8 protein-coding genes, 2 pseudogenes and 1 other annotated feature are annotated in these 10919 nt (G+C 63.9%); of the genes and pseudogenes, 4 read left to right on the top strand and 6 right to left on the bottom strand.

Going from position 1 to position 10919, the window contains the following annotated elements; genetic code table 11:
- Positions 1 to 319: 319 nt before the first annotated feature.
- Entirely contained in the window at positions 320 to 1012 is a 693-nt protein-coding gene (locus G7A99_RS13025) for a Crp/Fnr family transcriptional regulator (RefSeq protein ID WP_163140756.1), read from the bottom strand.
- Positions 1013 to 1055: 43 nt separating this feature from the next.
- Between G7A99_RS13025 and G7A99_RS13020 the strand changes: the two genes are divergently transcribed.
- The 3 genes and pseudogenes from G7A99_RS13020 (at position 1056) to G7A99_RS13010 (ending at position 2831) form a co-directional block, all read left to right on the top strand.
- Positions 1056 to 1604, top strand: a complete 549-nt coding sequence (locus G7A99_RS13020) for a hemerythrin domain-containing protein (protein ID WP_163140753.1) — start codon at positions 1056 to 1058, stop codon at positions 1602 to 1604.
- A 66-nt stretch (positions 1605 to 1670) separates the two neighbouring features.
- Positions 1671 to 2303: pseudogene (locus G7A99_RS13015) on the top strand (cation diffusion facilitator family transporter); the annotation flags it as partial.
- A 9-nt stretch (positions 2304 to 2312) separates the two neighbouring features.
- Positions 2313 to 2831, top strand: coding sequence for a cation transporter dimerization domain-containing protein (locus tag G7A99_RS13010; protein ID WP_256379722.1), 519 nt, complete (start codon positions 2313 to 2315; stop codon positions 2829 to 2831).
- A gap of 27 nt (positions 2832 to 2858) precedes the next feature.
- Here G7A99_RS13010 and G7A99_RS13005 read toward each other — a convergent pair whose 3' ends face one another.
- From G7A99_RS13005 to G7A99_RS12985, 5 genes are all read right to left on the bottom strand, one after another.
- Positions 2859 to 4484: a BCCT family transporter gene (locus tag G7A99_RS13005; protein ID WP_163140744.1), complete on the bottom strand. Its 1626-nt coding sequence runs from the start codon at positions 4482 to 4484 to the stop codon at positions 2859 to 2861.
- Positions 4485 to 4488: 4 nt separating this feature from the next.
- Complete coding sequence (locus tag G7A99_RS13000; protein WP_163140741.1) at positions 4489 to 7599, bottom strand: efflux RND transporter permease subunit; 3111 nt, start codon at positions 7597 to 7599, stop codon at positions 4489 to 4491.
- Positions 7596 to 8963 carry an efflux RND transporter periplasmic adaptor subunit gene (locus G7A99_RS12995; RefSeq protein WP_163140738.1) on the bottom strand — a complete coding sequence of 456 codons (1368 nt, stop codon included), beginning with the start codon at positions 8961 to 8963 and terminating at the stop codon, positions 7596 to 7598. The genes G7A99_RS13000 and G7A99_RS12995 overlap by 4 nt, the downstream gene beginning before the upstream one ends.
- A 136-nt stretch (positions 8964 to 9099) precedes the next feature.
- A complete protein-coding gene (locus G7A99_RS12990; protein ID WP_163140736.1) occupies positions 9100 to 9486 on the bottom strand; it encodes a hypothetical protein in 387 nt (128 codons plus the stop codon).
- Between the two features lie 107 nt (positions 9487 to 9593).
- Positions 9594 to 10193 (bottom strand): TetR/AcrR family transcriptional regulator, encoded by a 600-nt coding sequence (locus G7A99_RS12985; protein ID WP_163140734.1) that lies wholly within the window; start codon positions 10191 to 10193, stop codon positions 9594 to 9596.
- A gap of 249 nt (positions 10194 to 10442) precedes the next feature.
- Here G7A99_RS12985 and G7A99_RS12980 point away from each other — a divergent pair.
- Positions 10443 to 10822: pseudogene (locus G7A99_RS12980) on the top strand (transposase); the annotation flags it as partial.
- Positions 10721 to 10826: a sequence feature (AL1L pseudoknot), on the top strand. It overlaps the preceding pseudogene by 102 nt.
- The last annotated feature ends 93 nt before the right edge of the window (positions 10827 to 10919 follow it).

Raw genomic sequence — 10919 nt, 5'->3', positions numbered from 1 at the left:
CGCGCACCGTCGTGTCCCTCCACGTACAGGAGCCTCCAACTTAGTGTCGAATCAACACTATGTCAATTCGGTTGCACGCCCTTTTGCCGGGGCCATCCGGTTCGTCGAGCCCGGGCAAGTAGCACTGGCCCCTCTGGCAGGAGTTCAGGCCCTCGGCGCGGGCCATCCGCGACCGGCTCATGCGGGTCTACCGAGACGCTGGGCGGCGCAGCGCCCGCCTGAATGGGTAATCCACCAGTCCGACCAGGATTGCCAAGGCCTCGTCAGGAAGTCTCCGCGCCCACAGGGCAACCCCCTGAGTCCTATGCCGGTCATTGGTTTACCGTTGCTCCTCGGCATAGTCCCGGAGTATGCGGGGATCCAGGACATGTATCCGGGCCCGCGCCATGCGGATTGCCCCCTCCTGTTCCAGCAGCTTCAACGCCCGCTGGACCACCTCGCGTACCGAGCCCGTCAACGCAGCGATGTCCTGTTGCGTGATCCTGACGCAGGCGTCCGGCACCCCCTCCACCAGCGGCTGATCGCCCTCGGAGCAGCGCAGCAACAGCCGCGCGACCCGTGCCACCACCGAATGCAGCGCAGAGTCCTCGGTGAGGTCCACCAACGAGCGTAGTCGGTAGGCCAGCAGGTGAAGCATCGCCGCGGCGACGGCCGGATATTCGTCAATAACTCGCAGCACTGTCTGACGCGGGATGAGGCCAACGACGCTGTCCTCGGCGGCCGTGACGGTACCGGGGTTCGGGTTTCCGTCGATGGCAGCCGCGTCGTTGAAGGTCCGGCCGGGCCCAAGTATCCGCAGCACCTGTTCCCGTCCTTCCGGCGAGCTTCGTGACACGCGGACCTGCCCGGCGACGACCACCCCGAGCCCGGCGCATTCCTGCCCCTGGATGACGATGGGCTCGCCCGCGGTGACTTGCCTGAGCCGAGCCCGGTGCGCGATGCCTTCGATCGCCGCAGCCGGGAGATCCTGAAAATACGGAACCTCCCCGAGCGCATTGACCAGCTGATTCATCGTATCCCCCGTGCAACTTAAGTTGCAGAGTCCGCGCCCTGCCATGCCGCAACATGGCGCCATATTCGAAGTGTACGGCCGACGCCGTGCACGGAGCGACGGCCGCGCGTTCGGCAATACGGAGGTGAAGGACATGAAACCGCAGATTCCACAGCCCCTGACCACTGAGCACCAGAAGCTGCATCGGCGTCTGGATGCCGCCCTGGACGCTGGCGGGGAGATCGCCGACGCGACGCGCAGGCTCATAGACGTCATGCACCCGCATTTCGTCCGCGAGGAGGAGATCGCGATGCCGCCGCTCGGGCTTCTCGGGTCGCTCTCGCGGGGCGAGTATGACCCGGAAATGGACCGTGTCCTGGAGATGACGGACGCGCTCGGTGCCGAGCTCCCGGTGATGCTCAAAGAACACGAGGCCATCAGGGAGGCGGCCGCGTCGCTGTCCCGCGCCGCCGAGTCAGCCGGTCGCAACGACATCGTCGACTTCTGCGCCGACCTGGGCGTCCATGCCGCCACCGAAGAAGAGGTGCTCTATCCGGCTGCCCTTCTGGTCGGTGACATCGTTCGCCGTCGACGAGAGAACGACGCCGACTGAACATCCCCGCCGCCCCGGGACGGGCCATGCCCGCCCCGGGGCATTTCTCCCGAGGCAACGCTTGTCATGAATGAAGACGCCATCCCGGAAACGTTACCGGACGCTGACGCTAAACATCGCGTCACGCTGGTTGGTGCTGCCGTAAATCTGGTGCTCGGCGTCGCCAAGGTGGTGTTTGGCTTCGCGGCTCATTCCCAGGCCCTGATAGTGGACGGCGTCCATTCACTGTCAGATCTGGTCAGCGACGCCCTGGTGCTCGTTGGAATGGTCATCGGTGGGAAAGCACCGGATCACAACCACCCCTTCGGGCACGAACGGTTCGAGACACTCGTCACCGCCGCTGTCGGCATGCTGCTGCTGTCGGCCGCCGGAGGGTTTACCTTCGACGCGATACGCGCGCTGATGATCTCCGGGGACAGACCCGCCATTTCGGCCGGGCTCGCAATCCCGGTGACCCTTGTGTCCCTCGCAGCGAAGGAAGGGCTGTTCTGGTACACGCGCCAGGTGGGACGCCATGCGGAATCCCGGCTGATCGAGGCAAACGCCTGACACCATCGCTCGGACGCCCTCTCGTCGCTCGTGGTGCTAATCGGCCTCGGCGGTGCCTTCGCCGGCGCGCCATGGCTCGACGCGGCAGCGGCGCTGGTGGTCGCCGTCATGCTGGGCGCCATGGGCGGTCACTTCCTGTGGAATGCGCTGAGCGAGCTGGTGGACACCGGGCTGGACTATACGACCCTGCGCGAGTTGGCGCGAACCGTCGACTCCGTCGAGGGCGTGGAGGAGCATCACGGGCTGAGGACCCGAGTCATGGCCGGCAAGGTGTTAATTGAAGTGCACATTGTCGTGGATCCGTGGATTAGTGTTTCCGAAGGTCACCGCATCGGCGAGGCGACCAAGACTGAACTGTTGGATCAGCTCGACCGCCCGGGCGAAGCGCTGGTTCACGTGGACACTGAGTCTGTGCCAGCGTCAACACGTGCGCCGCTGCGAGGGCGGGCGCTGGCGAAGTTGCGCGAGGCTTGGTCGGAGATTCCGGAGACACGCGCCGTAGCCCGGACCACCCTTCATTACCGCGACGATGGCCTGCATGTCGACTTGGAGCTCGACGGCCACGCCGCTCCATCACTCGACGAGGAGTTGGAGCAGCGAGTCGAACATGCGGCGTCACAGCTGCCCTATGTACGTGCCGTGCGTATCCTGACCGGGGGTTTCACGCCGTGTCGTTGACCGGCGGGTCATGTCCATCGCCGCTGTTCAATCCAGCCGATCCCGACCAGTCCAGGGTTCGCGGGAAAGTCGGGCCTTGCGGGCCGGCCGCGGCCCGGATTCTTCTGTCTGCAGCGCGGCAATCAGCCCCAGCACCATCACCAAGACCACCACCGAGAATGGCAGACCGGCCATGACGACCGCGGACTGCAGAGTGGGCACTCCGCCCCCAGTAAGCAGTACGCCCGTCAGCACGCCCACTCCGAGCCCCCAAATAACCCGTGGCGCTGTGGGCGGGTCAGAATCGCCCTCGGCCAAGATGGTATTGATCACAAGCGTCCCGGAGTCCGCGGAGGTGATGAAGTAGGTGGCGATCAACAGGGTAGCGATGGCGGCGGCGACGTTAGTCAGGCTGGCCCCACGCATTCCGTCGATGGTCTGGTAAAGGGCGAGGGTTACGTCGACGTTGACGGCAGCGGTGATACCGCCGGGCCCGTACAGCTCGCTATGGAGGGCAGTACCGCCGAACAGGCCGATCCAGACGAAGCTGAACAGTGTTGGCACTAGGAGCACGCCGAACACGAATTCGCGTAGAGTTCGTCCCCGAGAAATGCGGGCGATGAACATCCCTACAAACGGCGACCAGGCGAGCCACCAGCCCCAGTAGAAGACTGTCCATTCCTGCTGCCAGCCGGAATCGCCCGTGGCATTGGTCCAGAAGCTCATTTCCACCAGATGCTGGAGATAGGAGCCGGTGTTCTGGGCAAGGAATCGGAAGAGGTAGGTGGTGGGCCCATAGACCAGAAAGAAGCCAAGCAGGGCGAGGCTGAGCCAGAGGTTGCCGATGCTCAGCAGGCGAACGCCGCGGCGGACGCCGCTAACCACCGATAGGGTGGCAAGGCCGGTCACGACCGCAATGATCACTAGCTGATGGTCCAGAGACACCCCGAAACCGGTCAGCCGATCGAGGCCCGTGTTCATCTGTGCCGCCCCCAGTCCAAGCGTGGTGGCGACACCGAAAACCGTTCCGAACACGGCCAAGGTGTCGGCCAGGTCCCCCGGCCAGCCGTAAATCCGGCGCCCGATGAGGGGGTAAAGGGTGGAGCGGATTGTCAGGGGCAGCCCCTTGCGGTAGCGAAAGTACGCAAGCGCCAGTGCCACCGCCGCGAACACGGCCCAGCCGTGCAGCCCCCAGTGGAAGAAGGTCAGTCGCATCGCCGTGGCCGCCGCCTCCGGGGTACCCGAGGCCAAGTTGAAGGGGTTGCCCTGAAAGTGCGCCACGGGCTCGGCGATGCTCCAGAAGATCAGGCCCACCCCGGTGCCGGCGGCGAACAGCATGGCGATCCAGGAAGGGAAGCCGAACTCGGGTCGTTCATCCTCTTGTCCCAGGCGTACGTCCTGGTAGCGGCCCATGCCCAGCCAGACGATCACCGCCAGGAGGAAGGTGACGAGCACCACGTAGTACCACTCCAGGGTGGGTCCCACAGTGGCATGGGCTGCGGCGAGCACACGATCGGCGGTTTCGGTCCAGAAGGCGCCCAAGGCCAGCCAGACTCCGATTAATACAGAGGAGGCTGTGGTGACCACCGGATTGAGGCCGCGAAATGGACCCCACTGGATGGGCTTGTGTCGCGGATAACGCAGACCGGCGGCTTTGCCTTTCCCAGGGCCCATAACCTCAACCCCCTCCCGCCTCGTGGGCAGGCTGGGCGGCCCACCCCCAATCGTCAAAGAGCACGTAGAGTGCCGGGATTACCACCAGAACGAGAATCGTCGTTGTCAGCAGGCCGAAGACGACGGACACGACCAGGGGTTTGATGGCGTCGGCCTGGGTGCTGGTCTCGAGCAGCAAGGGGAACAGGCCGGCGATTGTGGTAGAAGACGTAATCAGAATCGCTCGAAGGCGGTCTCGGCTTGCCTGGCCTGCGGCCTCGGCTGCCGGCCGACCTTGTAGGCGATGGCTCTTGATGAACTGGATCATGAGGATAGCGTCGTTGACCACAATACCTGCCAGGCCGGCCGCCCCGATCAGTGACGGCATGGACAGGTAGTAGCCCATCAGGACATGCCCCCAGATCGCCCCCACGAAGGCCAGTGGTATCGATAGCATCACGATCAAGGGCTCGACATAGCTGCGGAACTGAAACGACAGGATGATGAAGACTCCGACCAGTCCGATCAGCAGGGCCCGGGCGATGGAGCCTCCAGTCTCGGCGGAGCGGGACACCTGGCCATCGAAGACCACGTCGATCCCCGGATGGCGCTCGCGGAAGTTGGCCAGCCAGCCGCTGTCGCGCAGGTCGGTGACGATCTCCTGACCGCTGCTCTGGCGGGCGTCTACGTTGGCCTCCACCGTCACCGTGCGCCGGCCGTCGATTCGGGTGATTTTGGCCCACTGGCGCTGCTTCCGAATATCTGCCACTTCCCGCAGGGGCACCTGCTCGCCGCTGGGCAGGGAGATGGTTTGATCAGCGAGGTCATCGAGGCTGTCGCCGTCACTGTCCGGCTCGCTAACCACAATATCAACGTCCCGCTGGCCTACGCGCTGGTTATCCGCGATCTGGCCCAGCCACGCCGCGCGCAGCTGGCTGGCGACCTCCTCGGCGGTCAGGCCCAGGACGTGGGCGCCAGGTGCCAGAGAGAGCGTGCGCTGCGGCTTGCCCGGGCGCAGGTCGTCCATGACGTTGTTGCTCGCGTCGTAGCTCCTCAGGTGCTCCGCGGCATCCAGCGCGGCCGTCTTGAGTACATTCAGATCGTCCCCCTTGAGACGCATCTCGATGGGTATGCCGGCCGGCCCGAACCCCGGCTCCTGAATGATCAGGCTGTGAATGCCGGCTACGGCACCGATTTCCTCCCGCCAGAGCGCGGTCAGCCGATCCAGGTCGACCGTGCGTCGTTCCGCGGTAAGCAGGTCGACAATGACGGTGGCCACGTGGGGACCCGCTTCCCCTGCGCTGGGGTTGTAGTTGAACCGCGTCTGAATGGACTCCACCAGCGGGCTTTGCCCTGGCTGTTCCGGGGTCAAGCGCTCGTCGAGTCGGTGCATGGCTCCTTCGACCCGGCCCGCCACCGCTTCCGTGCGGGACAGGGGCGTGCCCTGAGGCATGAGGATGCGGGCCTCGAGCACGTCACCCTCGATGTCAGGCATGGCCTCGCTACCGATATGACCGCCGGCCAGAAAGCCCAGCGAACCGAGAAGAACCGTGGCGAGGAGCCCGAGCACCGCGTGACGCCAGCGGATGGCGACGTCCGCAGTGCGGCCCACGGCCTCCCGGAAGGCGTTGAAACCTCGATCGAATGCCTGCCGGAAACGGGAATTGTGGCCCGCACGCAGCTTGGGAACGCTCTCCTTTAGGTGGTGAGGGAGGATCCAGAAGGCCTCGATCAGGCTGGCGGCCAGGGCGGCAATCAGCACGATCGGCAGTACCTCGAGAACCGCGCCGAGCTCTCCGGCAAGGAAAGCGAGCGGGCCAAAGACCACGACGGTTGTAAGGAACGAAGAGAGAACTCCTGGCAGCACCTGACGGGTGCCCTCGGTGACCGCCGCCAAGGCCGTGAGCTGCTCGCCGGCATGGACCGCGATGTTGTCGACAATGACCACCGCGTCATCCATGACGATGCCGATGGCCATGAGCAGCGCCACAAGGGTAATCATGTTCAGGGAGAGGCCTGTGACCCCCATGACGAAGAAGGCGCCCATGAACGCGGCCGGCAATCCCAGCACCGCCCAAATTGCCAGTCGGGGTCGGAAGAACAGGCTCATCACCGCCATGACCAGTACCAGCCCCATTAAGCCGTTCTCTACCAGCATCTGCAGCCGGTCCCGAACGATGCTCGTCATGTCTTGTGTCAGGGTCAGTCGAACGCCGTCGCCGAAACGCTCATCTTCCTCCGCGATTACCCCCTTGAGGGCCTCCATCACCCGCAGGGAATCGCCCCTGAGGGTCTTGCTGACCTCCAGTACCACCGCCGGATCGCCATTGAAACGAGTTTTCTCCTCTTTCCGCTCGCCCACCTGCTTGATGGTGGCGATGTCGCCGAGGGTCAGCTCGCCCCCCTCCCGGTCGGAGATCACCACAAGCTGCTTGAGCGCGCGCAGTGATCGGCGCTGGTCGGTGAACCGCAGCTGGATATCCCGGTCCTTCGTCTCCAGGGTGCCAAGTGGCATGTCCACGTTCTGATGAGCCACTGCAGCAGCCAGTCCCCGCGCGGACAGGCCGTGCTGGTTCAGTACCTCCCTGGGAACCGCCACCTGCCACTGGCGCTGAGACACGCCTTGGATATGGACCTCGGCGACACCGGGCAGCGCCATAATCCGGTCCTCGAGGCGATAGGCGTAGTCTTCCAGTTGGTCCCGCGACATGCCCCCGGTGACAGCCACTGCCGCCACGAGGTCACTCCGGTTAAGCTCCCGAACCACCGGCTCCTCGGCCTGCGCGGGCAGGTCCGTAATGGCACCCACTTCGGAATCGATCTCGTTGAGAAAACGGATCGGGTCTCCGCCGGCAGCCATCGTTGCCACTGCGCTGGCGCGGTTGTCCTGGGCCGTGCAGGACAGCTCGTCCAGGTAGTCCACCCCTTTGATGGCGTCATGCAAACGCCCGCAGATCTCGTCCTCCACATCTCGCGCGGTCGCGCCACGGTAGGTAACCTCAACACTTACCTCTACCGGACGGTAGTCGGGAAAGGTCTCCCGCTTGAGGGAAGGCGCCGCGAACAGCCCGGCCGCCAGGATCACGATGAGCAGGAGGTTGGCGGCGGTGGGGTGGCCCGCAAACCAGCGAATCATGACTCTTCCCCCCGGGCGCGTGCCCGAAGCGCCCGCTCCAGGCCCTTATCCCGACGGGGCGTCACCGGCATACCGTCGATGGCGGGGATGGGATCGTCCACGATGACCCGGGCGTCGGGGGGCAACCCCTCCTCGATGATTGCCAGGTCGCTTTGCTGAAAGGCTACCCGCACGGACTGCCGGGCGAGACGATTCTCCCCGGTTACCAGGTACACCTGGTTGTCATGCACAGCACTGACGGGGATAACCATCCGGGGCTCAGGGCTCGAGACGGTCAGCCGGACCCGGACGTACATGCCGGGCTGCAGCGCCGGCCGCTGTGGCGGTGCCGCCTTTTCGTAGGGGGCGTCGACACTCACCACGACCCGGACGGTACGTGTGTTGGGGTCCAGACCGCTCGCGATGCGGGCAACCCGGGCCGGCCAGCGAACGTCATCATCACCGACCAGGACCACCTCGGCCCGGATGTCCGACAACGCCAGCTTGTCGTGGGGCCCCAAAGCCTGCGGAGGAGCATCCGCACGCGCCACCGCCCCCACCACCCTGCGCAGCATGGGCAGGGGGAAGTGGGCCTCGACTTCCGTCGCCTCGATACTGTAGGCCTCGAACAGTTTCTGGCCCCTGCTGACCTGGTCGTGGAGTTCCACTGCCACCTGACTGACGCGAAGATCATAAGGCGACTCAAACCGGGTATCCGCAAGATCCTCTTGGGCCTGGTCGACGCGGGTGCGTGCCTGCTCCTGTTTAGCCTGCAACTGCTTGCGCCGGTGCGGGATGAGGGTCAGTTCGTTCTCCAGTTTGGCCACCGATAGGCGCTGGGCGAGCGTCGCCCGGCGCTGCTGGTCCAGCTCGGACTGGGAAATCTGGTTCTCCTCGGCCAAACGCTGGAAACGGTCCAGCTCGCGCTCGGCCAGGTTGAGACGGTCCCTTTCCAGCTCGAGCAGCTGACGGTTGTTGGCCGCCTCGGCATTGAGCTGACGCTTTTCTGCCTCCAGCTGAGCCAGCTCCGCCTCCGCACTGGCGATGGCGAGCCGGTAACGAGTCGGGTCGAGGGCCAACAGCTGGGTGCCCTTGGACAGGATATTGCCGCTCTCCAGCCTCGGATGACGTCCAACAACTCGTCCGGACACGTTGGCGGTTGCCTGCCAGATTTCGGGCGGACGGGCCACCCCGCGACCACGTGCTTCCAACTGGAAGGGAAGCGCCTTGACTTCGATGATCGACACCGATGGTTCCTGCGCGACTCTTTCGTCGCGTTGGGGAACATCCCGATTGGCAACCAGCGCCGCTATCAAAGTCAGGCCTATACCTGCCCCTGCCACAACCCAGGCCCAGCGCTTCCATCGATGGCCCCATTCATTCATGGCTAATGACTCCACCCAGGTCACGGATCGTGCCAATCACGGCGAGAAAGGCATTGCTGGATCCGAGTGCGATGACAACGTCCGGCTTATTGGAGGGACCCAAGCGTGGCGGTGCGGGCTGAATCATCTGGCCTCCCTAATCGCTTGCGTCCAGGTTGGCGTGGGTACCGAACCGGCTGTGGCAGCTCAGGCACCGATCCGTAAGGCGTTCGAAGCCGGTCGCCATACGGTCAAAGGCTCGTGCGTCAGCAGCTGAGGAGATGTCTCGGGCTGTCTCCTTGACTTGGCTATCGAGTTCCTGAAACCGCCCGGCCGCTGTCCCAAGGCGGGCGAGAAGCGTCAGTTTTTCGGCGAATCCCGGCGTAGGATGACTCGCTAGGCGTTCGGCTGCCTTTTTGGCCTCAACATAGTCTTCCCTAAAAAGAGCCCGGCTCAGCGCCTGGTAATCGGATTCCATGGCTTGCATGACGCGATCGAGCCCACCTCCGCGGGCGTTTCCCACCAACAAGCCAAACCCCATCATGACAAAGGCTACTTCCGTGGCGCGCTTACGGAGTGGGGGGCGACGGTATCCACTAGGCGACATTGGCGGCTCCAGCAGGTGATTAGTCGATTGCGCCATTGATAACGTTATTGGGCGTCAGCGGGCTTCAACCCATGCCACAGAACCCGCCACACCACCTCGGCTTCGTCTTCGAGCTCGAATGAGTAATCGGACAGGGACCAGCGCACCACCAGCCCCTGGATCATCGATATCAGCACTCGCGCGGTTTCCTTGGGATCCAGGTCGTGCCGGAACCGTTGCTCCCACACACCCTCCTCGATCAGCCGGGCAAGCGCGTTCGCGTAGCGATCCATCACGCCGAGGACGACCTTTCGAAGCGCGGGAACTTCGACATGAAGGCGGTCCGAGAACAGAAGCCGGGGAACTCCGCGGCGACGGCCGATAAACCGCAGCTGGCGCCGAATGAGTTCCCGGAGCCGGACGTCCGCCGGCTCGCACCCCTCGAGCAGTCCTGACACATTCCGGAATAGGGCCTCGGCGATTCCGGTGACCGCGGCCTCGAAAATCGCGTTGCGGTTCTTGAAGTGACGAAAGATTGTCGGCTGCGCAATCCCCACGCGGCTTGCAATGGCTTGCGTCGTGGCACCCCCTACACCTTGGTCTGCCGCAATCTCCAGGGTGGCTTCGATGATTTCCGATCTTCGCTCTTCGTGGGGCTTACTCATTCCGTTTAAACCAACATAAGCAATAATTTTATAACAATCTTTATTTATTTTTTACATAAAAAACAGAGACATAGACTACAAACACCAGCATATAAAGAAATATGTGATAGACTTATTACATGTAACACCAGATTTTGCCTGTCGTCAATGAGTATTTAACTAGGTCCTCCCCCGAACCTCCGGACGCTCACCTCACACACTGAACCGCCCGGGATTCCCGGAGACCTGAAAGCTTGAGAGGATCAGGTCATGAGCACAGCGGTGAAATGCTCCCCCGAGGTCCGGGAACGAGCGGTTCGAATGGTGCTGGAGCACCAGGACAGCTACGGCTCGCAGTGGGCGGCCATCTCCTCGATTGTGGCCAAGATTGGCTGCACGGCGGAGACGCTGCGCCGGTGGGTGCGCCAGAGCGAGCGTGACAGCGGCCAGCGTGCCGGGTTGACCACCGAGGAGCGCGAGGGGCTGAAGGCACTTGAGCGCGAGAACCGCGAGCTCAAGCGTGCCAACGAGATCCTGCGCAAGGCGTCGGCCTTTTTCGCCCAGGCGGAGCTCGACCGCCACGGGAAGTGATGGTGGCGTTCATCGACCGCCATCGCGAGGTCTACGGGGTCGAGTCGATCGGTAGTGTCCCCGGAAGTGTGTAAAAGCGGGTAGGCGGGTCACCGCGGGCCTCCGTAGGATTCGGGTTGTACAGACCTTGAACCCTGGAAAAAGGAGACCCGCGAT

It is taken from the genome of Arhodomonas sp. KWT (assembly GCF_010993615.1).
The sequence above is the reverse complement of the archived record's forward strand: the minus strand, read 5'-3'. Positions and strand labels throughout refer to the sequence as shown.

Bases quoted from the DNA above. Each gene is read 5' to 3' on its own strand.
- G7A99_RS13025 (WP_163140756.1), bottom strand. From the start codon at position 1,012: ATGAATCAGCTGGTCAATGCGCTCGGGGAGGTTCCGTATTTTCAGGAT.
- G7A99_RS13020 (WP_163140753.1), top strand. From the start codon at position 1,056: ATGCCGCAACATGGCGCCATATTCGAAGTGTACGGCCGACGCCGTGCA.
- G7A99_RS13005 (WP_163140744.1), bottom strand. From the start codon at position 4,484: ATGGGCCCTGGGAAAGGCAAAGCCGCCGGTCTGCGTTATCCGCGACAC.
- G7A99_RS13000 (WP_163140741.1), bottom strand. From the start codon at position 7,599: ATGATTCGCTGGTTTGCGGGCCACCCCACCGCCGCCAACCTCCTGCTC.
- G7A99_RS12995 (WP_163140738.1), bottom strand. From the start codon at position 8,963: ATGAATGAATGGGGCCATCGATGGAAGCGCTGGGCCTGGGTTGTGGCA.
- G7A99_RS12990 (WP_163140736.1), bottom strand. From the start codon at position 9,486: ATGATGGGGTTTGGCTTGTTGGTGGGAAACGCCCGCGGAGGTGGGCTC.
- G7A99_RS12985 (WP_163140734.1), bottom strand. From the start codon at position 10,193: ATGAGTAAGCCCCACGAAGAGCGAAGATCGGAAATCATCGAAGCCACC.